Here is a 22967-nt window from a genome sequence, read left to right as displayed (position 1 = left end):
ACGGAGGAGGCGGATGTATAACGTCGCGACCCGAGGGCCCTTCAAGGGACTGAACCCGCGCGTAGCCCCGGTCGCATTGCTGCTGGTGGTACTGATCGCGCTGTTTGCGATCTACCGCACGGAACAGCTCGAACAGGTCGTCTTCGATACCCGTGCCTTCCTGACACCCTTTCTCGAGTGGTATTACGTGGTTGCGATGGCCTTTTTTCTGGTCATCGTGATCTGGCTGGGGGTTGGGCGCTACAAGAACGTGCGCCTCGGGCGCGACGACGAAGTGCCGGAGTTCACCACCGTCTCGTGGCTGGCGATGCTGTTTGCCGCTGGTATGGGCGTGGGTCTTCTGTTCTGGGCGGTGGCCGAGCCGCTCAGCCACTATGGGGGCAATCCATTCCTGCTGGACAACGGCGAGAGTGCCGAGGCCGCCGATATGTCCATGGTGCTGACCTATTTCCACTGGGGCCTTAACGCCTGGGCGGTGTTCGCGTTGCTGGCACTGATCCTGGCCTATTTCGGCTTTCGCAGGGGACAGCCGCTGGCGCTGCGCTCCGCGTTGCATCCGCTGATCGGAAAGTACAGCCACGGCTGGCCCGGCGACATCGTCGATCTGCTGGCCATCCTCGCCACGGTATTCGGGATCGCGACGACACTGGGGCTGGGTATCCAGCAGTTGGATACCGGTCTGGCGCATACGCTGGGTATCGGCGGGGGCGAGCACGGCCAGCTGTTCCTGGCGGCGCTCCTTACGGCAATCGCCATCGTCTCGGTGATCACCGGTGTCCAGGTCGGCGTGCAACGGATTTCTCAGGCCAACATGTGGCTGAGCGTGGCCCTGATGGGCCTGCTGCTGATCTGGGGGCCAACCCAGTACCTGCTGGCGCTGTTCGTGCAGTCCTCCGGCAGCTATTTGCAGAACCTGCTGGGACTTTCGCTGTACACCCATGCCCACCAGACGGATCCCTGGCACTCCGACTGGACGGTGTTCTACTGGGGCTGGTGGCTGGCCTGGGCCCCGTTCGTGGGGCTGTTCATCGCGCGTATCTCGCGCGGGCGTACGCTGCGCGAATTTGTCCTGGGTGTGTTGCTGGTGCCCACGGTGATCACCTTTTTCTGGCTGGCGATGCTGGGGGGTACTGCACTGCATGCCGAGGTCGACGGGATCGCGGATATTGCCGACAAGGTTTCGGAGGACCTGACCATGGCCACCTTCGCGACCATGGATACGCTGGAGCCGTGGCTGGTGGCCAAGATCGGAGGTGGGTTGATCACCATCCTGATCGCGACATATTTGTTGACCTCCGCGAACGCCGGGATTGTCGTGATCAATACCCTGCTGGCGCACGGCTCCACCGTCCATCGCAAGCGGCACCTGGCCATCTGGGGTGCCCTGATCGGCCTAATCACGGCGGTCTTGTTGCTGGCTGGCGGTCTGGAGGTGCTGCAAAGCGCGGTGATCCTCGCCGCGCTGCCATTCTCGATGGTGATCCTGATGATGATCGTGGGGTTGATCCGGGGACTGGAACAGGAGCGCTGGGCACCACGGCCGGGCGAGCGGACGATCCTGCCCAGCGAGCCCTGGCAGGTGCCACCGGATCGCATGAACGAGGACTACGACGCGGAGGACGATGCCCCGGAATCCGGCGCGGACGATGACAAAGCAGACCGAGAGCCCCCGTCAAGGCCGTGGTGATGATTGGGCGTCTCGCGTGGCGGGGTGGAAAGTCCCGCCAGCTTTGCGTTCACTTTTTGGGCGTGGTCCTCTTGCCTTAGCCTATGCGGAAACTTGATAACCGAGAGAACACCATGAGCGACGATACCCTGCAGCTGTCCGGCGACCTGATCCAGAAGATCCAGGACGTGCTGGTCGAAACCGATCCCAAGGCCCAGCAGCCCATCGTGGCCGTTCAGTATCTAAGCGCGATTACCGGCTTTCTGGTGGCGCAGATGCCGGAGTCGGTGAACGAACGCAAGGAGTATCTCCAGCAGCTCTCGCAGTTCACCGAGTCGGTGTTCGTGGATGTGGAGAGTCGCAAGCAGGCCGCCCCGCCGCCGCAGCAGGAGGCCAGTGGCGTCTGGCGCCCCGGCGATAATTGAGAACCGTCGGGCTCCGCGCGTGCGGGCGCGAGGCCGTGGACTAGTCGTCCCCGGCCCCGTCCTTCTTGCGTGAACGCATCTGGCGCAGCATCGCTTCCTGCTCGTTGAAGCTTGGCATGCGGCGCTTGCCGCCCACGTCGCGGTCACGATCGTTCGCTCCGGCAGGACCTGGGTGTCCGGCGCGCTCGCCTTCCTTGATCGACTGGTATTCGGCCAGTTCGCGCTGGGCGTCCTCGTCGCTGGTGTAGCGGCCGCGATAGTCCTGCGGCGGCCTGTGGCCCTTGCGCAGGAACACCTGCTTGCGCAGTTCCTTGTTGTAGTCCGTCACGCGGCGGTCGATCCAGACCAGATCAATAGCGGCCCAGCCGGCCATGACACCCGCCGGGATTAACCACCACCAGCCAGCCAGAAGCCAGGCCACGACCAGGGTCACCACGCTCAGGCCAATATAGCCCGTGGCGCCCAGGGGCTCGCGCAGATAAAAACGGTGCAGTCCAAGCGGAAACAGGATCCAGGCGATGTAGGCGGGTGGGCGCGCGCGCATCTCGGCCGCGAGCTTCGCGTTGATTGCCTGCAGGCCGCCGCCCTCGAGATCCAGTTCCTTCCACGCCTTGCGCATGGGTGCCTCCCAGCTGTGGATAATCGTCCGTGCACGGTAACGAACCATGCGCGCAGGTGCGATTGCGCGGGTTCGGCTCGGGGTTACCGGGCGCGGCAGGGGTCCCTTAGGTGGAGGGGTTCTCGTGTGCCGGGTCGCGCTCCAGCAGGCGGCGCGCGGCCTCGCGCACGGGACGATCCTGATAGAGCACGGCGTGGACCTCCGCGCAGATGGGCATGTCCACCGACAGGGTCCTGGCGCGGGCGTTGATCTGTCGCGCGGTTTCCACCCCCTCGACCGACTGGCCGATGCGGGCGCGGGCCGTCTCCAGGTCGTAGCCCTGCCCCAGCAGGCGGCCCAGACGGCGGTTGCGTGACTGGTCGTCGGTACAGGTGAGGATCAGGTCGCCCAGACCGGACAGCCCGGTCAGCGTGCCCGGGTGGGCACCGACTGCCGCGCCCAGGCGCTGCATCTCGGCCAGCCCACGGGTCATCAGCGCGGCACGGGCATTGGCACCGTAGCCCGCTCCGTCCGCGATCCCGGTCGCGACGGCGAGAACATTCTTCAGCGCGCCGCCCAGTTCCACACCGATCACGTCGGGGTTGCGATAGATGCGCAGGGCCTCGCCGTGCAGGGCCTCCGCCAGTCGGTCCATGCAACGGTCGTCGTGTGATGCGGCCGTCAGCGCAGTCGGTTGGCCCCGTGCCACCTCGGCGGCGAAGGACGGCCCGGAGATCAATGCGGGCGGGAAGCCGGTGCCCAGTTCTTCCTCGGCGATCTCGTGCAGCCAGGCTCCGCTGGAGGTCTCAAGCCCCTTGGTGGCCCAGGCGACCGTCTGCTCCGCACGCAGATGTGGCTGCAACCAGCGCAGGGTCTCGCGGAAGGCCCCGGACGGGACCGCGATCAGCACCAGATCCGCGGCGTCGACGACGTCGGGGTCGGCACTGATGGAGAGATGCTCCGGGAACGGGATGCCGGGTAGATAACGGGCATTCTCGCGCTCGTGGTTCAGCCGGTCGGCCGTCTCGTGCTTGCGGACCCAGAGCACGACGTCCTGGTGCAGTCGCGCTGCATGAATCGCCAGCGCGGTGCCCCAGGAGCCGCCACCAAGGAGTGCGATGTGCACGGGTGCGAGTTCCGGATCAGGCCTGTGAGGTCGACTCCGGCGAGGCCGTCTGCGATTCGCCGGACGCCTTCTTCTGGTCTTCCAGGTGCTGCTGGTACAGCGCTTCGAAGTTGACCGGCTGCAGCAGCAGTTGCGGGAAACCGCCCTTGAGTACCAGGTCGGCGACGGTTTCGCGCGCGAACGGGAACAGCAGGTTCGGGCAGTACGAGCCCAGCAGCTGGTTGAGCTGGTCGCGCGGGAAGCCCCGCACGATGAAGACCCCGGCCTGGTTGATCTCGACCAGATAGGCGGTCTTGCCGTTGGATTCGGTGGTCACGGTCAGCTTCAGTTCGACCTCGAACACGCCTTCCTCTTCGCGAATCGGGCGGGCGTTGGTGTTCAGCTGAATGTTGGTCTCGCCCTTCCATTCGTTGAGGAAGACCTCGGGGGCATCCGGCGATTCAAACGAGATGTCCTTGATGAACACCTTCTGGATGGAGAAGCCGGGGTTGTCCTGACTATCGCCCTGTGCGCCGGCACTGTTACCGCTGTTCTTGGAGGTTTCTTCAGCCATGGTGTTGTTCCGAGTCGTGAGAAGTGAGGTTCGTGTCGGGGAATCGTAAAGGAATGCGGCGCTGGATAGGAGCGGGTGGGTATCGCTACCGCGTGTGGGGCTCAGGCATCGCTGGTGCGCTGGACGCCTGCCGCTTCGGCCATTCGGTGCAGGTCGCCGGAATGATCCAGTGCCTGCAGCTCGTCATACCCGCCGATGTGAGTCTCGCCAAGGAAGATCTGCGGCACCGAGTGGCGTCCGGCCCGTTGCTCCATTTCCGCGCGAGCCCCGGGTTCGCGATCCACCGGGAAATCGTCAAAGGAATAACCGCGATGGATCAGCAGCCGGCGGGCCAGCAGACAGAATGGACAGCGGACCGTGCCATAGACCTCGAAGCGCATTACTTCTTCTTGATCGGCAGGCCCGCGGACTGCCAGGCCTGGATGCCGCCCTGGAGGTTCACAACATCCTGAAAGCCCGCAGAGGTCAGCTGCGAGGCGGCCATCGCGGAACGGTTGCCGCTGCGGCAGTACACCACCACCGGCTTGTCCTTGTACTTGGCGATGTCATCCATGCGCTTTTGCAGGCTGCCCGCCGGGATATGCTTGGCGCCGCCTATGCGACCGGAGGCGATTTCGTTGTCCTCGCGCACGTCCAGCACCAGGCTGTCGTCCTGGTTGATCACGCGCACCGCTTCGTTCGGCGACAGGGTCCGATACTTGCGCGTCAGGCGGCGGAATTCGGTGAACAGGATCATCCCGACAACCGCGAGCAGGGCACCGGTCAGGATCGGGTGATTGGACAGGAATTCAGGGAGTCTTTCGAGCATTCAGGGCGCCGCGTTGGTCAGGAGCTGCAGAAAACGTCCTGCATCATACCGATCAGGCGCAGCGTGCGGGAGTCCCCCACCCGGTAGTAGACGCGGTTCGCATCCTTGCGTGTGGCCAGGATGCCTTTGTCGCGCAGGATGCCCAGATGCTGCGAAATGTTGCTCTGCGAGGTCCCGACCTGATCGACGATTTCCTGTACGCTGATCTCGCGATCGCCGAGAATGCAGAGGATCTTGAGCCGCAGGGGGTGGGACATGGCTTTGAGCGAGCGCGAGGCCCGCTCGATGTCCTCGTCCTGAGACATTAGTTCGTCTTCGACCATCTTTTCTTCTTCGACCGCTTCGTTGCTCACGGCATGCCTCTTTATTGTTTTGCGAAACAGCAGGCCCGTAACCGGGTGAGAATATAAGTACCTAAACGTACCCCGATATGCGAATTTGCGCAATCTTGACTTCCCGATACCCCTTACTGCTTGTTCTGGTGGGGTTTTTGATCGTTCCCTGGGGCAGTCTGCTGGCATTCGAGCCGGAGGCCGAGCTGGAGGAGACGCTGGAGGCGATCCGTGATCTGGAGCGCAGCCAGGAGGAGCGCCAGGCGGCACTCCAGCGTCTGGAGGAGGAACTCGAGCGTGCCGCGCGGGGTAGCAGCGAGTCGCGGCGCGAACTGCGCGAGCTGGAGGCCGAGCGCGAGCAGCAGGCCGAGGTGATCGCCGAGCACGAGGCACGCGTCGCGCAGGAAGAGGAGCGCCTGCGCGAGGAGCGGGTGCAGGCGGGGCGCCTGCTCCGCGATCAGTGGCAGCGCGACCGGCACCCCGGACGCATCCCGGGTGCGGGGGGGGAGGGCGAACTGAGTCGATTGCACCCGGAGATCGCCGCGCGCCTGCGCGAGGCGCGGGCCGAGGCGCTGGCGGCCCTCGGCGAGCAGCTCGCGGTGTTGCGCGCCGCGCGCGATGACCTGGAGCGTGAACAGGCGGTGCTGGCCGAACAGGAGGAGGATCTGCGCGCGGTGGTCGCCGATCTCGAACGCGAAGAAGATCGTCAGCGCGCGGCCATGGACGAACTGGAGCGCGCGATCGAGGACGAGGCGCTGGAACTGGCGCGGCTGGAGCGCAACGCAGAGACGCTGGAGGAACTGATTCGCGAGGTGGAGCGCGACGCGGCCGAGCGGGAGGAACGTGCGGCTCGGGGTGATCCTCCGCCCGAACGGGCACCCGTACGCTCGGACGTGGGATTTTCCGAACTCCAGGGCGAACTCCCCATGCCTGCGGATGGCTCGGTGGTTCGACGTTTCAACGAGCCGCGTGGCAGCAGCCTCCAGTCACGCTGGCGCGGGACCGTGCTGGAGGTCGATAACGGCGAGGCTGTCCATGCGGTCCACTTCGGGCGCGTGGTCTACGCTGACTGGATGCAGGGGTACGGCTTTCTGGTCATCCTCGACCATGGGGACGGCTACCTGACGCTGTACAGCAATCTTGAGGAAATCCTGGTTGCGGAGGGTGAGGAGGTCGAAGGGGGAACGCGCATGGCTCTGGCCGGCGCGGGCCGCGAGGCCATCGCCCCGGGCCTGTATTTCGAGATTCGGCGAAATGGCGATCCGTTGAACCCTGAGGACTGGTGGCTATCTCAATGACGAGCGTCACGAAAAAATCGTGAGCAGATTTGAAACATTTGTCGGGCGAAAACAGCAGACGCAGTCGGGCGTTCAGGCATGGGTCAGATTCGCGGTGCTACCATCGTCGCGTCGAATACCTCCGTTTCTAGAGGATTGGTAATGAAGAAGTCTTGTCGCACCGGGTACGCCCTGGTGGTGGGTTTGGTGGTCGGCGTCATGCTCAGCGTCTCGGTGGCGGTGTACGCCGATCGCGAGAATGGCGCGAAGAATGCCTTGCCGGTGGAGGACCTGCAGCGGTTCACCGAGGTGTACATGCGCATCAAGCGCAATTACGTCACCGAGGTGGACGACAAGGAGCTGCTGGACAACGCCATCAAGGGGATGCTGTCCGGGCTGGATCCGCATTCGGCCTACCTGGACGAACAGGACTTCGAGGACATGCAGGTTGGCACCTCCGGCGAGTTCGGCGGCCTGGGGATCGAGGTCGGCATGGAGGATGGCTTCGTCAAGGTCATTGCCCCGATCGATGACACCCCGGCGAGCAAGGCCGGCATCCAGGCGGGTGACTTGATCATTCGCCTGGACGGCGAATCCGTGCAGGGCATGACGCTGTCCGATGCCGTCTCCAAGATGCGGGGCGAGAAGGGCTCCGACATTACCCTGACCATCGTCCGCGAGGGCGAGGACCAACCGAAGGAGGTCACCCTGACGCGCGACCGTATCCAGGTCCAGAGCGTGCGCTCCGAGATCCTTGAAGACGGTTACGGTTACCTGCGCATCAGCAATTTCCAGCAGCGCACCGCGCGCGATGTCGTGCGGGCGGTCGAAGAATTGAAGGAAAAGGGCGATCTGCGCGGGCTCGTGCTGGATCTGCGCAACAACCCGGGCGGCATCCTGAATGGCGCGGTGGGTGTGTCCGATGCCTTCCTTGAGGACGGGCTGATTGTCTATACCGAGGGCCGACTGGAGGATTCACAGTTCCGCTATCAGGCCTCCCCGGGTGACGTGCTCGGCGGTGCCCCGATGGTTGTGCTGGTGAACCGGGGCTCGGCCTCGGCCTCGGAGATCGTGGCCGGTGCGCTCCAGGATCACAATCGAGCGGTCGTCATGGGCCAGAACACCTTTGGCAAGGGTTCGGTGCAGACGATCCTGCCGCTGACCGAAAATACCGGTATCAAGTTGACCACGGCGCGTTATTTCACGCCGGATGGGCGCAACATCGAGGAAGAGGGCGTAGCACCCGATATCCGGCTGGAAAACCTGACGGTCACGCGTGCCGAAGGTGAAGACGAGCGCGACGCCCAGGCGCGTATGCAGCGCGAGCTGCAGGGCGAGGATATGCCGGAAGACGATGACGACAATGGCGAGAGTCTGGCCGAGCGTGACTACGGTTTGAGCGAGGCCCTGAATCTGCTCAAGGGTCTGAACATCTACAGCCAGCGCTGATCGGAGGTGGCCATGACGCAGGAACATCCCCGCGTACTGGTGCCGCTGGCGGCCGGGGCTGAGGAGCTGGAGGCCGTCACCATCATCGATCTGTTGCGTCGCGCGCGCTTCGAGGTAACGGTCGCCGGGCTTGAGCCGGGCCCCGTGCGTTGTTCCCGCGGGACGGTGATCCAGCCGGATACCACACTCGATGCCGTTCAGGACGAGGCCTTCGACCTGATCGTGCTGCCCGGCGGCCTGCCGGGGGCCGATCACCTGCGCGACGATCCACGCGTGCAGGCCATGCTGCGGGCCCAGGCGGAGCGCGACGGCTGGCTGGGCGCGGTCTGCGCCGGGCCCAAGGCGCTGGCGCAGGCGGGTGTGCTGGAAGGGCGTCGCGTGACCTCGTTCACCGGAGCGCTGGACGAATCGGGCATCCGTTCGACCGGGGACCTCGTGGAAGTCGACGGTCACATCATTACCGGCCGAGGTCCCGGTGCGGCGATGGATTTTGCGCTGACCCTGATTGAGCAACTGGCCGGGCGCGAAGCCCGTGAGGCCGTCGAGGGACCGTTGCTGCGTCCCTGACGTCGGCCAGTTCGGCCCCCGCGCTACCCCATCAAGCATCCTTTCGTGCCTTTGCATGAACCCGGCGGCCTCAGTCGATTAGACTGTGCGGGTCTCGCGGTCGCCTGGCCGCGCCCAACGAACCCAGCACAAGGAGTCGGGACCGAATGGCAGGCCACAGCAAGTGGGCGAATATCCAGCATCGCAAGAACGCCCAGGACGCCAAGCGCGGCAAACTCTTTACCAAGCTGATTCGCGAGATTACCGTCGCCGCCCGTCAGGGCGGGTCCGATCCCGAGACCAATCCGCGTCTGCGCCTGGCGATCGACAAGGCGCTTGCCGCCAACATGACGCGGGATACCATCGAGCGCGCGGCCAAGCGCGGTGCGGGCGAGACCGATGGCGATGCGATGGAGGAGATCCGCTACGAGGGCTATGGCCCGGGCGGCGCGGCGATCCTGGTCGACTGCATGACCGACAATCGCAACCGGACGGTAGCCGAGGTGCGCCACGCTTTCTCCAAGATGGGCGGCAACCTGGGGACCGACGGCTCGGTGGCCTACCTGTTCCAGAACAAAGGCGTGATTCGCTTCGCGCCTGGACTGGACGACGAGACGGTCATGGAGGCCGCGCTCGAGGGTGGGGCCGAGGACGTGCAGGTTGAGGAGGACGGCGCGATCGAGGTCATCACTGAACCCGATACCTACCAGGATGTGCGCCAGGCCCTGCTGGACAGGGGGCTGGAGCCGGAGAACTCGGAGGTCACCTGGCGGCCCGAGACCCTGTCGCCGCTGGATGGGGACACCGCCGAGACCGTGCTGAAGCTCCTGGAGATGCTGGACGACCTGGATGACGTGCAGAACGTCTACACCAACGCCGACTTCCCGGAAGGCGTGGGGCAGTAGCGCGAGCCCCGGAAAAGCGGATGCGTATCCTCGGTATCGATCCCGGCTCGCGGATCACCGGCTTTGCGGTGATCGAGTACGTCAGGGGGAAGGGCCGTTCCTGCGGCCATGGCGTGATCCGCCCGAGTGCCAAGGGGTTTCCCGAACGCCTGGGCGAGATCTTCGCCGGCGTGGTCGAGGTGATCGACGAGCTCAGACCCGACGTGCTGGCGATCGAGACGGTGTTCGTCGCCCGCAATGCGCAGTCGGCGATCAAGTTGGGGCATGCCCGGGGGGCTGCCATCTGCGCGGCAACCCAGGCCGGGCTCCCGGTACATGAATATGCCCCGCGTGCGATCAAGATGGCCGTGGTCGGCGTGGGCAGCGCGGACAAGGAGCAGGTCCAGCACATGATGCAGCAACTGTTACGCCTGACCGAGCCGGCCAGCAGCGATGCCGCCGATGCCCTCGCCGTCGCGCTGTGCCACGCCCATACCGCCCAGCACCAGGCGCGTCTGGCGGGATCCGCCTCGGCCGTGATCGGGGGGCGCCCATGATTGCCCGGCTGGAGGGGACGCTCGTCAGCCGCGAGGTGAATGGTGTGGTCATTGATGCAGGGGGCGTGGGTTACGAGGTCGAGGCCCCGCTCTCCACGCTGGCGGCCCTGCCGGAACCGGGCGCCACCGTGGTCCTGACCACGCACCTCGTGGTGCGCGAAGATGCACACCAGCTATTCGGGTTCATGCACAGGCGCGACCGCGATCTGTTCCGGCGCCTGATCCGGGTTAACGGGATTGGAGCCAAGCTTGCGTTGGCGATGCTCTCGACCTATGCGGGTGACGAGCTGGCTGGCCTGATCAGCGGCGGTGACGTCGCCGGGCTGGCCAAGGTCCCGGGGATCGGCAAGCGCACGGCCGAACGGGTGGTGCTGGAGCTGGGCGAGCGGTTGGTCGAGATGGGGTTCGCGGCCACGCCGGGTGTTGCGGGTGGCGCAGCGGATGCCCCCGGCGCCGCGATGGACGGGGAGGCGATGGCGGCGCTCGAGTCGCTGGGTTATCCGCGAGCCAATGCGGAGAAGATGGTCGCTGCCGTTCGCGATCAGGCGGATTCGGTGGAGACCCTCGTGCGCCTGGCGCTGCGTTCCACCGTGAAGCGCTGAGTACCCGACCCGGTATCACCCGGGCCGGGGGCGGGAGGTGGCCCCTAGCAGTCGCCGATGCGCTGGCCGTCAACGGTGATGCGCACGGACATCGGGCCCATCGGCGAGTCGATCTCGCTGCGCATCTCGCCCTCGGCGCGATCCCCCATGAACTGCATCGAGCCCTCCATGTCCATGCTGGTGCCGTCGGGGTCAGTGCATGTCATGGTGTAGTCCACGCCGTCCGCGCGCATGTCCATACTGTCCACACTACAGCCCTCGGGCGCCTCGATCATCTCCTCGCCGCGCGCGAGATCCTCCTCGGTTACGCACTCGGTGTAGGTTTCGGTCTGCTCCGGCATCTGGTGGGCACCTTCCATCGTGGTGGTGTTGGTGTACTCCCATTCGCCCGGCTGGATGTTCGGTTTTTCGGCCTGGGCCACCAGTGGCAGGAACGCGAACGGGACGGCGGCCAGCAGGCTGTAAAGGCTGGAACGAGGCATCATGATGGGCTCTCCCTGCGAAATGTGTGTGGTTCATGGTGCCTCGGCGTCTGCAGGGGAGCAAATTGGCGAATGTCTCTGATTGGTGGCATGTTGCGGTTGGGGATCTCGGAGGGGATGCATGGCCATACCGATATGGGTGTTGGGCGGTGCGGGTGCCGTGCTGCTGGGCGGGGCCGTGCTGCTGGACGGCGATCCGCGCGATTTCCTGGCGGGCGGGGGGCACCCGGCCGCGCCCGGCTGTGAGATTCCGGTGGAGATGCATCTGGGCGAGATCGACCCGCGTTTCGAGCTGGAGCCCGACGAAGTGCGCCGCGCACTCGATGCCGCCGTGGCAATGTGGGAGACCCATACCGAAGAACGGTTGTTCACCGCGCGCGACGGTGAAGGGATGGCCGTGCGACTGGTGTTCGACGAACGTCAGGCCGGCGCCATGGCGCGAGAGCGCTCGCGCGCGCAGCTGGATCAGGCACAGGAGGATATCGACGGTGCTCGGGAACGCCTGGATCGCCATCGCTCGGCGCTAAACGCCGACGTCGAACTGTACGAACGCCGCGTGCGCGGGTTCGACGAGCGCCGCCGCGCGCATGAAGGCCGGGTCGCCGAGTGGAACGCGGGCCGCGGGGAGCGCAGTGCGCAGGCCCGCGAGCGTCTGGAGCAGGAGGCGCGGGAGCTGCGTGAGGAGCACGAGCGACTGGAGGAACGCCGCCGCGGGCTGGAGGATCGCCGGGCAGATCTGAACGCGGCCGGTCGTAAACTGGAGCACGAGATCGCGGCCTTCAATGAACAGGTTGATGATTTCAACCGGGCGGCCGCCGCCGGCACCGGGTTCGATATGGCGGTTTATCAGCAGCAGGGGAATCGCCGCAGCATTACGGTTTACAAGGCGAGCGACTTTGACGAGCTGCGCCTGACGCTGGCGCACGAGTTGGGGCATGCGCTGGGGATCGGCCATGTCGATGATCCCGCCGCGGTCATGCACGCGGAGCTGGGGCCGGCGAATGCGGGGCGCGAGAATCTGGCGGCGGCCGATCGGACCGCGCTCGAGGAATCTTGTGGGGTCGAACTCGCGATGCCGTGAAAGACCGGTGGACCGTGTCGCGGTGTTTGGAATCGATGGTGGCGGGTGTTCAGAAGAGCAGGAACAGCCCCAGTACGGCCGAGGTGATACCTCCGATCAGCAGGGCAAGCGTGCGCTGGGTGAAGCGGCCAAGAAACAGGCGCGCCGCCCGTTCACGCAGGCCGAAGCTGTCCTGCAGTCCGACGATGGCCGCGATCAGGCCGCCGACCAGCAGGACAATGCCGAGGATCTGGATCATCGCGTCTCCCTCCATGCGATTTGTTTACCACTTGCGTGGTGCGATCAGACGCAGCAGCGCCAGTAGCAGGATCGCCCCCACCGTGGCCGCCACCAGGGTCCCGACCAGGCCGGCCGTCGGCACCCCCAGCTGGGTAAACAGCCAGCCGCCCAGCACCGCCCCGATTACTCCGATCACGATGTTCAGCAGGATGCCCTGGCCGGCGCCGTGGACCAGCAAGCCCGCGAGCCAGCCGGCAATGCCGCCGATCAGCAGCAGCAATAACAGTGATTCAACGGGCATTGAGTACTCCTTTGCTCTCTTGTCTGATGGATGATCGGGGCGGGCGTTCCGTGCGGCCCTGATTCAGCCGACGGTGGCATAGCGCGTGGCGCCGCCCAGCCAGCGCTCGATCAGGGCCGCGGCGCGCGGCGGGTCCTCGCGCACGCGCAGGGCCAGCTCCGTGGCCTCCTCCAGCAGGTCCTGATCGCGCGACCAGTCGGCCACGCGGAAGCTGCGGTCGCCCGTCTGGCGCGTGCCCAGCAGCTCGCCAGGGCCCCGCAACCGGAGGTCCACCTCCGCGATCTCGAAACCGTCGTTGGTGCGGCGCATCGCCTCGAGGCGCTCGCGGGCGGTCTCGCCCAGCGGCGGGCGGTAGAGCAGCACGCAGGCGGAGGCGGTGTTGCCGCGCCCGACACGGCCGCGCAACTGGTGCAGTTGCGACAGGCCCATGCGCTCGGCGTTCTCGATGATCATCAGGCTGGCGTTGGGGACATCCACGCCGACCTCGATCACCGTGGTTGCGACCAGCAGATCGAGAGCGCCCGCGCGAAAGCGTTCCATCACCGTATCGCGTTCGGACCCCTTCATGCGCCCGTGGGCCAGCCCGATTCTCAGTTCCGGCAGCGCCTCGCACAGCCGCTCGGCGGTGGCCTCGGCGGATTCCGCCTCGAGTTGTTCCGATTCCTCCACCAGCGGGCAGACCCAGTAGGCCTGGGTGCCGGAGCCGCAGGCCGCGCGGATGCGCTCGATCACTTCGTCGCGGCGCTCGTGGCTGATCAGCGCGGTGCGCACGGGTGTTCGGCCCGGTGGGCGCTCGTCGATGACCGAGCTGTCCAGGTCGGCGTACAGGGCCATGGCCAGGGTGCGCGGGATCGGCGTTGCGGTCATGATCAGCTGGTGCGGCATCTGGCCGTTACCCTTGTCGCGCAGGGCCATACGCTGATGCACGCCAAAGCGGTGCTGCTCGTCGATGATCGCCAGCCCCAGGCGGTGGAAGCGGACCTCCTCCTGGAACAGGGCGTGGGTGCCGATCGCGACCTGGCGCTGACCATTGGCCAGCTCGGAAAGCAACTGGCCCCGTTCGTTGGCGGTCTGGCGCCCGCCCAGCCACGCCACCGACACGCCCAGCGGTTCCAGCCACTGGGCGAGATTGCGCCCGTGCTGGCGGGCGAGCAGCTCGGTGGGGGCCATGAATGCGACCTGATGGCCGGCTTCCACCGCCGCAAGGGCGGCCGCGACTGCGACCAGGGTCTTGCCAGAGCCGACGTCGCCCTGCACCAGCCGGTTCATCGGGATCGGGCGAGCCAGGTCCTCGCGCACCTCGTGGATCACGCGGTCCTGTGCGCCGGTGGGCTTGAACGGGAGCTGGTCGCGCAGTTGTCGCCACAGTACGCCCTCGGGGCGGATGACCGGCGCGCGGCGCGCATCCTGCGGGGTGCGGCTTTGTTCCATGCGGGCGAGCTGGTGGGCGGTCAACTCCTCCAGTGCCAGGCGGGTGCGTGCGGGCCCGCGCTGCTCGGCGGTGTCCAGTGCATCCAGGGCCTCGGCCCGCGCAGGGGGGTGGTGCAGCTGTTGCAGGGCCGTGTGCAGCCCGGGTAGTTGGCGTTCGCTCAGTTCCGGGAGCAGGTCGGGCAGTTGCCCGGTCGTTGGCAGGACCTCGGTGACCAGTTGGCGCAGGAGCTTCTGCGAGATGCCCTCGGTGGTCGGGTAGATCGGGGTCAGGTGGGTTTCCAGGGTAGGCGGTTTCGTGCCCACCACCTGCAGTTCCGGGTGCACGCACTCCATCGCGCCGGGCATGCCTCGCGGTTCGCCAAAGGCGCGAATGCGCGTGCCCGGGCTCAGGCGGTGTTGCTGGCCACTGCCGAAATGGAAGAACCGCAGCAGGATGGACGCGCCGTCTTCTTCCAGCGTGACGACCAGCATGCGCCGGCGGCGATGGACGACCTCGGCATGGGTGACCCGGCCCTCGAACAGGGCGGGGAGCCCCGGGCGCAGGGCGCGGATCGGGGTCAGCCGGGTACGGTCCTCGAAACGCAGCGGCAGGTGCAGGAGGAGGTCCCGGGCCTGTTCCAGGCCCAGGCGTGCCAGGCGCTCGGCCACCGCGGGGCCGACGCCCTTGAACCCCGTCAGTGGTGCCTGCAGGTCCACCGCGGTCGCTGCGCGCAGATCAGCCGCGCGGGCACCAGGCGATGGCGTCCATCTCCACCTGCGCGCCCTTGGGCAGGGCGGCCACGCCGATCGCGGCGCGCGCCGGGTACGGCTCGGCGAAGACCTCGCTCATGATCTTGTTGACCAGCGGGAAGTGGGTCAGGTCGATCAGGAAGATGTTCAGCTTGGCGATGTCGGAGAAATCCGCATCGGCGGCCTCCAGCACGGCCTTCAGGTTGTCGAACACGCGGCGGATCTGGTCTTCGATGCCGCCGTCGACCAGCTCCATCGTGGCCGGGTCCAGCGGGATCTGGCCGGACAGGTACAGGGTGTCGCCGGCACGCACGGCCTGGGAGTAGGGGCCGATCGCGGCCGGGGCGTTTTCGGTCTGGATGATTTCGCGCGACATGCGGGCTCCTTGGCTCGGGTCGGTGATTCGGGATGCGGGCACCTTACCTCATTGGTTCGGGTGGCGGGATCGCCGGGACGTTGCGCCTACAAGAGAACGAGATTGTCGCGGTGAATGAGCTCGGGTTCCAGGAGGTAGCCGAGCTCCGCCTCGATATGGTCCGCGCGCAGGCCGCGGATGCGTTCCACCTCGCTGGAGGCGTAGTTGGTCAGTCCGCGTGCGACCGGGCGGCCGTCCGGGTCGACGCAGGTCACGACCTCGCCGCGGCGAAAGTCGCCGCGCAGGCCCACCACGCCCACCGGCAGCAGGCTGCGGCCCGACTCGCGCAATACGCGCGCGGCGCCGGCATCCAGCAGGAGCTCGCCGCGCGAATGCAGCTGGTCGGCCAGCCAGCGCTTGCGCGCGGCCAGCGGCTCGCGGTCGGGCTTGAGCCAGGTGCCCAGACGTTCGTTCTTGAGTACGCGGCCGATCACCTGCGCCTCTCGTCCGGAGGCGATCACGGTATGCGTACCGGAGCGCGCGGCGCGCTCCGCGGCCTTGAGCTTGGTGGCCATGCCGCCGCGCCCCAGGCGCCCGAAATCGGCGGCCACGAAGCGGTGCAGTTCGGCATCCGTGGCGCGACCCTCGTGGATCAGCTCCGCGTCGGCGTGCTGGCGCGGGTCACGGTCGAACAGGCCGTCCTGGTCGGTCAGGATCAGCAGCAGCTCGGCGACCACGAGATTGGCGACCAGGGCCGCCAGGGTATCGTTGTCCCCCAGTCGGATCTCCTCGTAGGCGACCGTGTCGTTCTCGTTGACCACGGGGATGGTCCCCATCTCCAGCAGGGCCTGCATGGTCGAGCGGGCGTTCAGATAGCGCGAGCGGTCGGCGAGGTCGTCATGCGTCAGCAGGACCTGTGCCGCGTGCAGGCCGTGGCTTGCGAATTCCCGCTCGTAGGCCTGCACCAGACCCATCTGCCCCACGGCCGCGGCAGCCTGCAGGCGATGCAGCTGGTGCGGGCGTTCGCTCATCCCGAGCCGGCGCATGCCCTCGGCCACGGCGCCACTGGAGACCAGAATGACCTCCAGCCCCTTGCGCCGCAGCGCGGCGATCTGGTGGGCCCAGGACTCGAGCGCCGGGCGATCCAGGCCCGCGCCATCGGCGGTGATCAGCGCGGAGCCGATCTTGACCACCACGCGGCGGATGGCCGGGAGTTCGCGCAGGGCGCGGGTGTTCACGCGCGATCCTCCCCGGCCTCGCCGGTCGCCGTGGGGGCCGTCGCGGGCTCCTGGTTCGCCGCTTCGATGTGGCGCATGACGGCCTGCATCAGCGCGTCGACCCCGTCGCCGGTGGCGGCGGAAATGGTGAACACCGGGCGCTCGTCGCCCGTCACCTCGCGCACCCTCGCGATCAGGGCCTCGAGGGCATCCGCGTCCAGCAGTTCCTTCTTGTTCAGTACGATCCAGCGGGTACGGCTGGCCAGTTCGTCGCTGTGGCGTTCGAGCTCGTTCAGCGCGGTTTGCATGTCCGCGATCGGGTCGGCCTCGGGGTCGGGCGGAGCCACATCGACCACGTGCAGGAGCAGACGGGTGCGCGCCAGGTGCTTGAGAAAGCGGGTGCCCAGCCCGGCGCCCTCGGCCGCGCCCTCGATCAGGCCGGGGATGTCGGCCATCACAAAGCTTTGAGTCGGCCCGATGCGCACCACGCCCAGTTGCGGGATCAGGGTAGTGAACGGGTAGTCGGCGATCTTCGGGCGCGCGGCCGAGGCGCGCGCGAGCAGGGTGGACTTGCCGGCATTGGGCAGGCCCAGAAGTCCCACATCGGCCAGTACCATCAGCTCCAGCGCCAGCTTTCGCAGCTCGCCCGGTGTGCCGGGCTTGCTCTGGCGCGGGGCCTGGTTGGTGGAGGACTTGTAGCGGGTGTTGCCGAGTCCGTGAAAGCCGCCCTGGGCGACCAGCAGGCGCTCGCCGTCGCGGGTGATGTCGCCCAGGACCTCGTCGGTGTCGGCGTCCCGGACCTGGGTGCCAACCGGGACGGGAATCTCCAGGTCCTCGCCGGAGGCACCGGTGCGCTGGCGCCCCATGCCGTTCTCGCCGCGCTGGGCGTCGAAGCGGCGCTGGTAGCGGAAGTCGGCCAGGGTGTTGAGCCCCTCGTCGCCGACCAGCCAGACGGAGCCGCCATCGCCCCCGTCACCGCCGTCTGGCCCGCCAAACGGGATGAACTTCTCGCGGCGAAAGCTCACGCAGCCGTTTCCGCCGTCGCCGGCCTTCACGGTAATGGTTGCCTCGTCGATGAACTTCATGCCGCTTCTTCCTGGTTCCCGTCTGTGATTTGCGCAATAAAAAAGCCCCGCGGAACGGGGCTTTTGGCGCTACCGGTGGCGTGTCCGCTTACTGCTGCGGCTGCACGCTCACGAAGCGCCGGTTGTTCGGGCCACCGACCTTGAACACGACTTCGCCGTCGACCTTCGCGAACAGCGTGTGGTCCTTGCCACAACCCACGTTCTCGCCGGGATGATACTGCGTCCCGCGCTGACGGACGAGGATGTTGCCGGCGCGCACGACCTGGCCGCCAAAGCGCTTCACGCCCAGGCGTTTGCTCTCGGAATCGCGCCCGTTGCGGGTACTCCCGCCTGCCTTTTTATGTGCCATGGATTTGTTCTCCTGAAAAAATGCGCCTGCGCGTCAGCCGGCGATGCCGGTGATGCGCACGGTGGTGTAGTGCTGGCGGTGCCCCATCTGCTTCTGCGAATGCTTGCGGCGCCGGAATTTCATGATATGGACCTTCTTGGCGCGCCCATGGTCCTCGACCTTGGCGGTCACCTTGCCGCCGTCGACCAGCGGGGCCCCGACGCGGACATCGTCGCCCGAACCGACCATCAGCACCTGGTCGAACTCGACCTCGGAGCCGGCTTCGGCCTCAAGCTTTTCGATGCGGATCACGTCACCTTCGGCGACGCGGTACTGTTTACCACCTGTTGCGATGATCGCGTACATTTCCCTGGGACTCCGTTGCGATACCTGTGTGGACCGAGCGCAAAGCCGGTCTCGCGAAAGGGCGGAAATGCTAGCAGTGAGTCGCCTTCGGGTCAATGCCCGGCGGTGGTGTGCGCTTGACACCCCACCGGGGCCTTCCTAGCATGCCAGCGCCTACCAACTTCCTCATACCGGCGCGCCTACCCGCATGTCCATCAACGCAATCCGAGAGCTGGCTGCAGACGACATGCAGGCGGTTGACCAGTGCATTCGTGACCGGCTCAGTTCGCCGGTGGTGCTGATCAACCAGCTGGGCCACTACATTATCCACTCCGGGGGCAAACGCCTGCGGCCCTTGCTGGCGACCCTGTCGGCGCGCGCCTGCGCGGTTGAGGGCGAGGAGCCGGTGGTGCTGGCCGCGGTGGTGGAGTTTATCCATACCGCAACCCTGCTGCATGACGACGTGGTGGATGCTTCCGAGATGCGTCGGGGCAACGAGACCGCAAACCACATCTTCGGCAACGAGGCCGCGGTGCTGGTCGGCGATTTTCTCTACTCGCGCGCGTTCGAGATGATGGTCGAGGTTGGCTCGATGCGGGTGATGGAGATCCTGGCCCATGCGACCAACGTGATCGCCGAGGGCGAGGTGATGCAGTTGATGAACTGCCACGACGCCGATGTCGACGAGGCCCGCTACATGAACGTGATCCAGTCGAAGACGGCCAAGCTGTTCGAGGCCGCCTGCCAGCTGGGTGCAGTCCTTGGCGAGCGGTCGCAGGCCGAAGAGGAGGCCCTCGCGCGTTACGGCATGCATCTCGGTACGGCGTTCCAGTTGATCGACGACGTGCTGGACTATTCGTCGGATGATGCGGTGACCGGCAAACGCATGGGTGATGACCTGGCCGAGGGCAAGCCGACACTGCCGCTGATCCAGGCGATCCGGGTCGGTACGCCGGCGCAGCAGACCGTGGTGCGCCAGGCGATCGAGGACGGCGGGCGCGAGCAGGTGGATGCGGTACTCGAGATCGTTTACGCCACCGGGGCCCTGGATTATGCCCGCGAGCGCGCAGGCGCGGAGACCGAAGCGGCGATTGCAGCGGTTTCCGTGCTCCCGGAGTCGCCACACCGCCAGGCCCTGATCGACCTCGCGCGCTTCGCTGTGGGTCGCGATCACTGACCGGGTCTGGTGGTCTGCGCATTCGCGGCCGCTCGGGGGCATGGACACGCCCGGGGCGGCTCGGCATAATAGCGGGCTTGGTTCGGAGTGTAGCTCAGCTTGGTAGAGCACTGCCTTCGGGAGGCAGGGGTCGAAGGTTCGAATCCTTTCACTCCGACCAACTCTATTTCCCTGGTATGCCGGGTCGTTTCTGGCCGGCAGCCAGCCGATGATTCCATTCCTGTTCTGCTCCTGCGGACGCGTTCATGACCGCCACTTCCCAGGCCGTTCGCGGCACCCTCTATATCGTTTCCGCGCCATCGGGCGCAGGCAAGACCAGCCTGGTCGCCGCTTTGCTCGAGCGCGTGGAGCAGGTCGAGGTCTCCGTCTCGCATACGACGCGCAAGCCGCGCGCCGGCGAGGTGAACGGCGAGCACTATCACTTCGTCTCGGCCGAGGAATTCCTCGGCATGATCGAGGACGGCCAGCTGCTGGAACACGCGAAGGTGTTCGACAACTTCTATGGCACCGCACGCGCCAGCGTCGAAGAGCGCCTGGATGCCGGCATGGACGTGATCCTGGAGATTGACTGGCAGGGTGCGCGCCAGGTGCGCGCGGCGGTGCCGGATGCGCATTCAATCTTCATCCTGCCGCCGTCGCGCGACGAGCTGGAACGCCGCCTGCGCGGGCGCGGGCAGGACAGCGAAGAGGTCATCCAGCGGCGCCTGCGCGACGCGGAGTCCGATTGCACGCATTTTCGCGAATACGACTACACGGTCGTCAATTCGGACTTCGAGCGGGCGGTCAGTGATCTGGCCAGCATCTTCCGCTCCAACCGTCTGCGTACGGTCGAGCAGGAGATTCGTTCCGCATCAACAATACGGAATCTGTTGGCGAGTACGCCGGGCACGGCGTAACATGCAGTATTAACGACTCATAACCGGAGTACCCATGGCACGCGTCACCGTCGAGGACTGCCTCGAAAAAGTGGACAATCGCTTCGAACTGGTGCTGATGGCGGCCCGCCGGGCCCGTCATATCGCACACGGCAAGGAGCCTCGCGTATCCGAGGACAACGACAAGCCCACGGTCATCGCCCTGCGCGAGATTGCCGACGGGCTGGTCGGCACCGAGGTGTTCGACGAGCACGATGAACGGCCCCAGAACCAGATGCTGGACTTCAGCACGATCCGCCATCTGGAGCAGCTGGAAGCCGACGAACGCTAGGAGTCGATAACTCATGGCCGCTGGGCAGCCAGCCGCGCCCGGGGCCGCAACGCCGGTTCCCGGTGACTCGACCCGATTCCTGATCAGCGATCTGTGTTCCGAGCTTGAGGCCTACCTCGAGCCGGACGAAGTCGAGGAGGTCTATCGCGCCTATCTTCTGGGCGCGGAGGCCCACGAAGGCCAGACCCGCAAGACCGGCGAGCCGTACATCTACCATCCCCTGGCCGTGGCCCGGACCATGGCCGAGATGCGGATGGACCACAAGGCCATCTGCGCCGCGATCCTCCACGATGTCATGGAGGACACCGCCACCAGCAAGGACCGTATTCACGCCGAGTTCGGCGAGGAGGTGGCCGAGCTGGTCGACGGCGTCTCCAAGCTCACCCACCTGCAGTTCCAGTCCAAGGCCGAGGCACAGGCGGAGAACTTCCGCAAAATGATGCTGGCGATCACCCGCGATATCCGGGTGATCCTGATCAAGCTAGCCGACCGCCTGCACAACATGCGCACCCTGGGCGTGATGCGCCCGGACAAGCGCCGCCGCATCGCCAAGGAAACCCTGGAGATCTATGCGCCGATCGCCCAGCGCCTGGGGATGAACGCGATCCGCCGTGAGCTGGAGCAGCTCGGGTTTTCCGCCAAGCACCCCTGGCGCGCCGCGGTCCTGGAGCGCGCCGTGCAGCGGGCCGGGGGCAACCGGCGCGAGCCGATGAAGAACATCGAGCAGGCGATCTGCTCGCGCATGGAGGCGGCCGGGATCGTCGGACGCATCTCCGGGCGCGAAAAGAGCCTGTACAGCATCTATCGCAAGATGCGCGACAAGCACCACTCGTTCGAGGAGGTGTTCGACGTCTTCGCCATCCGCATCATCGTCGACGATGTCGATACCTGCTATCGTTCGCTGGGCGTGGTGCACAATCTCTACAAGCCGGTGCCGGGGCGCTTCAAGGACTACATTGCGATTCCCAAGTCGAACGGCTACCAGTCGCTGCACACCATCCTGTTCGGGCCGCAGGCCATCCCGATCGAGATCCAGATTCGCTCCACCGAGATGGATCGCGTGGCCGAGAGCGGGATCGCCGCGCACTGGCAGTACAAGGCCGGGGGTGAGTCCGCGCGTACCGCGCAGAGCCGGGCCCGCGAGTGGCTGAAGGATGTACTGGAGATCCAGAACAGCGTCGGTAACTCCATCGAGTTCCTGGAGAACGTGAAGGTCGATCTGTTCCCGGACGAAGTCTACACCTTCACCCCCGAGGGCGACATCCTGGTACTGCCGCGCGATGCGACCCCGATCGACTTTGCCTACGCGGTGCACTCCGATGTCGGCAACCGCTGTGTGGCTGCGAAGATCGATCGCCAGCTGGCGCCGCTTTCGGTGCGTCTGCAAAGCGGCCAGACGGTGGAAATCGTCACCGCCCCCGGTGCGCGCCCCAACCCCGCCTGGCTGTCTTTCGTCGTCACCGGAAAGGCCCGTTCGGGCATCCGCCATTGCCTGAAGTCGATGCAGGCGGACGAGGCCCGCGCCCTCGGCGAGCGACTGCTGGAGAAGGCCCTGAGCGCGCTGGATACCTCGCTCAAGCAGATCTCGCCGGCCCGCCTGGATCAGCTACTCGACGCGATGCAGTTACAGGATGTGGACGGCCTGCTGGCGGATATTGGCCTGGGCAACCGCATGGCCTCGCTCGTGGCCCGTCAGATGGTGGGCAAGGAGAACGCGGACGCTGACAGCACCTCCCAGACCACCCTGGCGGTCAAGGGCACCGAGGGACTGGTGCTGAACTACGCACGCTGCTGCCACCCGATCCCGGGTGACCCGATCCTCGGCCAGTTGAGTGCGGGTCGCGGGTTGGTCGTGCACCGGGAGAGCTGCCGCAACGTGCTGCACGAGAGCCGGGATCGTGCTGACAAGACGATTGCGCTGGAGTGGTCGCACGAGCCGGAGCTCCAGTTCACTGCGGCGGTGCGCACTCGCACCGCCAACCGGCGCGGTGCGCTGGCCGACATGGCGGCCGTGATCGCCGATCACGGCTCGAATATCGAGCACATCTCGTTCAACGAGCAGGACGGCCACTCCACCGCGATGACCTTCCTGCTGACTGTCAGCGATCGCCAGCACCTGGCCCAGATCATGCGCGGCCTGCGGCGCCTGCCGGATGTGCTGCGTATCGCGCGTCAGCGCGGCTAGCCA

Annotated in this window: 28 protein-coding genes and 1 tRNA gene; 14 read left to right on the top strand and 15 right to left on the bottom strand. The window is 66.3% G+C overall.

The genetic code is table 11. The features are described 5' to 3' along the window. Positions 1-13 precede the first annotated feature (13 nt). Positions 14-1687: a BCCT family transporter gene (locus C935_RS0108160; protein ID WP_018862019.1), complete on the top strand. Its 1674-nt coding sequence runs from the start codon at positions 14-16 to the stop codon at positions 1685-1687. Between the two features lie 113 nt (positions 1688-1800). Beyond that, on the top strand, positions 1801-2091 hold the full coding sequence (locus C935_RS0108155; RefSeq protein ID WP_018862018.1) for a hypothetical protein: 291 nt from the start codon (positions 1801-1803) through the stop codon (positions 2089-2091). Positions 2092-2131: 40 nt separating this feature from the next. On the opposite strand, the gene C935_RS0108150 is transcribed toward C935_RS0108155, so the two are convergent. The 6 genes from C935_RS0108150 to C935_RS0108125 all read right to left on the bottom strand — a co-directional run bounded on the left by C935_RS0108150 (position 2132) and on the right by C935_RS0108125 (position 5529). Beyond that, the gene (locus C935_RS0108150; RefSeq protein ID WP_018862017.1) at positions 2132-2710 is read right to left on the bottom strand and encodes a TM2 domain-containing protein; all 579 of its coding nucleotides are present in this window, start codon (positions 2708-2710) and stop codon (positions 2132-2134) included. A gap of 106 nt (positions 2711-2816) precedes the next feature. Beyond that, on the bottom strand, positions 2817-3815 hold the full coding sequence (locus C935_RS0108145; protein ID WP_018862016.1) for an NAD(P)H-dependent glycerol-3-phosphate dehydrogenase: 999 nt from the start codon (positions 3813-3815) through the stop codon (positions 2817-2819). Between the two features lie 16 nt (positions 3816-3831). After that, positions 3832-4368 (bottom strand): protein-export chaperone SecB, encoded by a 537-nt coding sequence (gene secB / locus C935_RS0108140; protein ID WP_018862015.1) that lies wholly within the window; start codon positions 4366-4368, stop codon positions 3832-3834. Between the two features lie 101 nt (positions 4369-4469). Then, the gene (locus C935_RS0108135) at positions 4470-4748 is read right to left on the bottom strand and encodes a glutaredoxin domain-containing protein (RefSeq protein ID WP_018862014.1); all 279 of its coding nucleotides are present in this window, start codon (positions 4746-4748) and stop codon (positions 4470-4472) included. Next, complete coding sequence (locus C935_RS0108130) at positions 4748-5176, bottom strand: rhodanese-like domain-containing protein (protein ID WP_018862013.1); 429 nt, start codon at positions 5174-5176, stop codon at positions 4748-4750. Before C935_RS0108130 ends, C935_RS0108135 begins: the two co-directional genes overlap by 1 nt. 17 nt (positions 5177-5193) lie before the next feature. Further along, positions 5194-5529 carry a helix-turn-helix transcriptional regulator gene (locus C935_RS0108125; protein WP_018862012.1) on the bottom strand — a complete coding sequence of 112 codons (336 nt, stop codon included), beginning with the start codon at positions 5527-5529 and terminating at the stop codon, positions 5194-5196. A gap of 77 nt (positions 5530-5606) precedes the next feature. On the opposite strand from C935_RS0108125, the gene C935_RS0108120 reads away from it, so the two are divergent. The 6 genes from C935_RS0108120 (at position 5607) to ruvA (ending at position 10823) form a co-directional block, all read left to right on the top strand. Continuing rightward, positions 5607-6806, top strand: a complete 1200-nt coding sequence (locus C935_RS0108120; protein WP_038040426.1) for a murein hydrolase activator EnvC — start codon at positions 5607-5609, stop codon at positions 6804-6806. Between the two features lie 141 nt (positions 6807-6947). Beyond that, a complete protein-coding gene (locus tag C935_RS0108115; protein ID WP_018862010.1) occupies positions 6948-8234 on the top strand; it encodes a S41 family peptidase in 1287 nt (428 codons plus the stop codon). Positions 8235-8246: 12 nt separating this feature from the next. Further along, positions 8247-8801 (top strand): DJ-1 family glyoxalase III, encoded by a 555-nt coding sequence (locus tag C935_RS0108110; RefSeq protein WP_018862009.1) that lies wholly within the window; start codon positions 8247-8249, stop codon positions 8799-8801. Between the two features lie 146 nt (positions 8802-8947). Then, positions 8948-9685: a YebC/PmpR family DNA-binding transcriptional regulator gene (locus C935_RS0108105; RefSeq protein WP_018862008.1), complete on the top strand. Its 738-nt coding sequence runs from the start codon at positions 8948-8950 to the stop codon at positions 9683-9685. Positions 9686-9705: 20 nt separating this feature from the next. Beyond that, positions 9706-10221 (top strand): crossover junction endodeoxyribonuclease RuvC, encoded by a 516-nt coding sequence (gene ruvC / locus C935_RS0108100; protein WP_018862007.1) that lies wholly within the window; start codon positions 9706-9708, stop codon positions 10219-10221. Next, a complete protein-coding gene (gene ruvA / locus C935_RS0108095) occupies positions 10218-10823 on the top strand; it encodes a Holliday junction branch migration protein RuvA (protein ID WP_018862006.1) in 606 nt (201 codons plus the stop codon). The genes ruvC and ruvA overlap by 4 nt, the downstream gene beginning before the upstream one ends. Positions 10824-10867: 44 nt before the next feature. On the opposite strand, the gene C935_RS0108090 is transcribed toward ruvA, so the two are convergent. Further along, complete coding sequence (locus tag C935_RS0108090; RefSeq protein WP_018862005.1) at positions 10868-11308, bottom strand: DUF3617 family protein; 441 nt, start codon at positions 11306-11308, stop codon at positions 10868-10870. A gap of 118 nt (positions 11309-11426) precedes the next feature. Between C935_RS0108090 and C935_RS0108085 the strand changes: the two genes are divergently transcribed. Further along, the gene (locus tag C935_RS0108085) at positions 11427-12386 is read left to right on the top strand and encodes a matrixin family metalloprotease (RefSeq protein WP_018862004.1); all 960 of its coding nucleotides are present in this window, start codon (positions 11427-11429) and stop codon (positions 12384-12386) included. Between the two features lie 49 nt (positions 12387-12435). On the opposite strand, the gene C935_RS0108080 is transcribed toward C935_RS0108085, so the two are convergent. The 8 genes from C935_RS0108080 to rplU form a co-directional block, all read right to left on the bottom strand. Next, entirely contained in the window at positions 12436-12624 is a 189-nt protein-coding gene (locus C935_RS0108080; RefSeq protein WP_018862003.1) for a DUF3185 family protein, read from the bottom strand. Between the two features lie 24 nt (positions 12625-12648). Next, positions 12649-12906: a GlsB/YeaQ/YmgE family stress response membrane protein gene (locus tag C935_RS0108075; protein ID WP_018862002.1), complete on the bottom strand. Its 258-nt coding sequence runs from the start codon at positions 12904-12906 to the stop codon at positions 12649-12651. 63 nt (positions 12907-12969) lie between these two features. Beyond that, positions 12970-15051 (bottom strand): ATP-dependent DNA helicase RecG, encoded by a 2082-nt coding sequence (gene recG, locus C935_RS0108070; RefSeq protein WP_255349366.1) that lies wholly within the window; start codon positions 15049-15051, stop codon positions 12970-12972. Position 15052: 1 nt separating this feature from the next. Next, on the bottom strand, positions 15053-15442 hold the full coding sequence (locus C935_RS0108065; RefSeq protein ID WP_018862000.1) for a RidA family protein: 390 nt from the start codon (positions 15440-15442) through the stop codon (positions 15053-15055). 86 nt (positions 15443-15528) lie between these two features. After that, complete coding sequence (gene proB, locus C935_RS0108060; protein ID WP_018861999.1) at positions 15529-16659, bottom strand: glutamate 5-kinase; 1131 nt, start codon at positions 16657-16659, stop codon at positions 15529-15531. Further along, entirely contained in the window at positions 16656-17723 is a 1068-nt protein-coding gene (cgtA, locus tag C935_RS0108055; RefSeq protein WP_018861998.1) for an Obg family GTPase CgtA, read from the bottom strand. The genes proB and cgtA overlap by 4 nt, the downstream gene beginning before the upstream one ends. Positions 17724-17811: 88 nt before the next feature. Continuing rightward, a complete protein-coding gene (gene rpmA, locus C935_RS0108050; protein ID WP_017925741.1) occupies positions 17812-18072 on the bottom strand; it encodes a 50S ribosomal protein L27 in 261 nt (86 codons plus the stop codon). 33 nt (positions 18073-18105) lie between these two features. After that, on the bottom strand, positions 18106-18417 hold the full coding sequence (rplU, locus tag C935_RS0108045) for a 50S ribosomal protein L21 (protein WP_012983371.1): 312 nt from the start codon (positions 18415-18417) through the stop codon (positions 18106-18108). A 187-nt stretch (positions 18418-18604) separates the two neighbouring features. Here rplU and ispB point away from each other — a divergent pair, with 187 nt between their 5' ends. The 5 genes from ispB (at position 18605) to spoT (ending at position 22964) form a co-directional block, all read left to right on the top strand. Then, positions 18605-19573, top strand: coding sequence for an octaprenyl diphosphate synthase (ispB, locus tag C935_RS0108040; RefSeq protein ID WP_018861997.1), 969 nt, complete (start codon positions 18605-18607; stop codon positions 19571-19573). Between the two features lie 83 nt (positions 19574-19656). Next, positions 19657-19733 (top strand) — tRNA-Pro (locus tag C935_RS0108035). Between the two features lie 85 nt (positions 19734-19818). After that, positions 19819-20469, top strand: a complete 651-nt coding sequence (gene gmk, locus C935_RS0108030) for a guanylate kinase (RefSeq protein ID WP_012983369.1) — start codon at positions 19819-19821, stop codon at positions 20467-20469. Positions 20470-20503: 34 nt separating this feature from the next. Further along, the gene (gene rpoZ, locus C935_RS0108025; RefSeq protein ID WP_018861996.1) at positions 20504-20779 is read left to right on the top strand and encodes a DNA-directed RNA polymerase subunit omega; all 276 of its coding nucleotides are present in this window, start codon (positions 20504-20506) and stop codon (positions 20777-20779) included. Positions 20780-20792: 13 nt separating this feature from the next. Next, the gene (spoT, locus tag C935_RS0108020; RefSeq protein WP_018861995.1) at positions 20793-22964 is read left to right on the top strand and encodes a bifunctional GTP diphosphokinase/guanosine-3',5'-bis pyrophosphate 3'-pyrophosphohydrolase; all 2172 of its coding nucleotides are present in this window, start codon (positions 20793-20795) and stop codon (positions 22962-22964) included. The last annotated feature ends 3 nt before the right edge of the window (positions 22965-22967 follow it).

This window comes from Thioalkalivibrio sp. ALJ3 (genome assembly GCF_000377205.1).
Taxonomy (GTDB): Bacteria; Pseudomonadota; Gammaproteobacteria; order Ectothiorhodospirales; family Ectothiorhodospiraceae; genus Thioalkalivibrio.
Note: the sequence above shows the minus strand (reverse complement) of the source record. Positions and strands in the feature narration are given on the sequence as shown.

Excerpts from the sequence above, each read along its gene's own strand:
- C935_RS0108160 (WP_018862019.1), top strand. The coding sequence starts at position 14 with ATGTATAACGTCGCGACCCGAGGGCCCTTCAAGGGACTGAACCCGCGC.
- C935_RS0108155 (WP_018862018.1), top strand. The coding sequence starts at position 1,801 with ATGAGCGACGATACCCTGCAGCTGTCCGGCGACCTGATCCAGAAGATC.
- C935_RS0108150 (WP_018862017.1), bottom strand. The coding sequence starts at position 2,710 with ATGCGCAAGGCGTGGAAGGAACTGGATCTCGAGGGCGGCGGCCTGCAG.
- secB (WP_018862015.1), bottom strand. The coding sequence starts at position 4,368 with ATGGCTGAAGAAACCTCCAAGAACAGCGGTAACAGTGCCGGCGCACAG.
- C935_RS0108135 (WP_018862014.1), bottom strand. The coding sequence starts at position 4,748 with ATGCGCTTCGAGGTCTATGGCACGGTCCGCTGTCCATTCTGTCTGCTG.
- C935_RS0108130 (WP_018862013.1), bottom strand. The coding sequence starts at position 5,176 with ATGCTCGAAAGACTCCCTGAATTCCTGTCCAATCACCCGATCCTGACC.
- C935_RS0108120 (WP_038040426.1), top strand. The coding sequence starts at position 5,607 with ATGCGAATTTGCGCAATCTTGACTTCCCGATACCCCTTACTGCTTGTT.
- C935_RS0108115 (WP_018862010.1), top strand. The coding sequence starts at position 6,948 with ATGAAGAAGTCTTGTCGCACCGGGTACGCCCTGGTGGTGGGTTTGGTG.
- C935_RS0108110 (WP_018862009.1), top strand. The coding sequence starts at position 8,247 with ATGACGCAGGAACATCCCCGCGTACTGGTGCCGCTGGCGGCCGGGGCT.
- C935_RS0108105 (WP_018862008.1), top strand. The coding sequence starts at position 8,948 with ATGGCAGGCCACAGCAAGTGGGCGAATATCCAGCATCGCAAGAACGCC.
- ruvC (WP_018862007.1), top strand. The coding sequence starts at position 9,706 with ATGCGTATCCTCGGTATCGATCCCGGCTCGCGGATCACCGGCTTTGCG.
- ruvA (WP_018862006.1), top strand. The coding sequence starts at position 10,218 with ATGATTGCCCGGCTGGAGGGGACGCTCGTCAGCCGCGAGGTGAATGGT.
- C935_RS0108090 (WP_018862005.1), bottom strand. The coding sequence starts at position 11,308 with ATGATGCCTCGTTCCAGCCTTTACAGCCTGCTGGCCGCCGTCCCGTTC.
- C935_RS0108085 (WP_018862004.1), top strand. The coding sequence starts at position 11,427 with ATGGCCATACCGATATGGGTGTTGGGCGGTGCGGGTGCCGTGCTGCTG.
- C935_RS0108080 (WP_018862003.1), bottom strand. The coding sequence starts at position 12,624 with ATGATCCAGATCCTCGGCATTGTCCTGCTGGTCGGCGGCCTGATCGCG.
- C935_RS0108075 (WP_018862002.1), bottom strand. The coding sequence starts at position 12,906 with ATGCCCGTTGAATCACTGTTATTGCTGCTGCTGATCGGCGGCATTGCC.
- C935_RS0108065 (WP_018862000.1), bottom strand. The coding sequence starts at position 15,442 with ATGTCGCGCGAAATCATCCAGACCGAAAACGCCCCGGCCGCGATCGGC.
- cgtA (WP_018861998.1), bottom strand. The coding sequence starts at position 17,723 with ATGAAGTTCATCGACGAGGCAACCATTACCGTGAAGGCCGGCGACGGC.
- rpmA (WP_017925741.1), bottom strand. The coding sequence starts at position 18,072 with ATGGCACATAAAAAGGCAGGCGGGAGTACCCGCAACGGGCGCGATTCC.
- rplU (WP_012983371.1), bottom strand. The coding sequence starts at position 18,417 with ATGTACGCGATCATCGCAACAGGTGGTAAACAGTACCGCGTCGCCGAA.
- ispB (WP_018861997.1), top strand. The coding sequence starts at position 18,605 with ATGTCCATCAACGCAATCCGAGAGCTGGCTGCAGACGACATGCAGGCG.
- gmk (WP_012983369.1), top strand. The coding sequence starts at position 19,819 with ATGACCGCCACTTCCCAGGCCGTTCGCGGCACCCTCTATATCGTTTCC.
- rpoZ (WP_018861996.1), top strand. The coding sequence starts at position 20,504 with ATGGCACGCGTCACCGTCGAGGACTGCCTCGAAAAAGTGGACAATCGC.
- spoT (WP_018861995.1), top strand. The coding sequence starts at position 20,793 with ATGGCCGCTGGGCAGCCAGCCGCGCCCGGGGCCGCAACGCCGGTTCCC.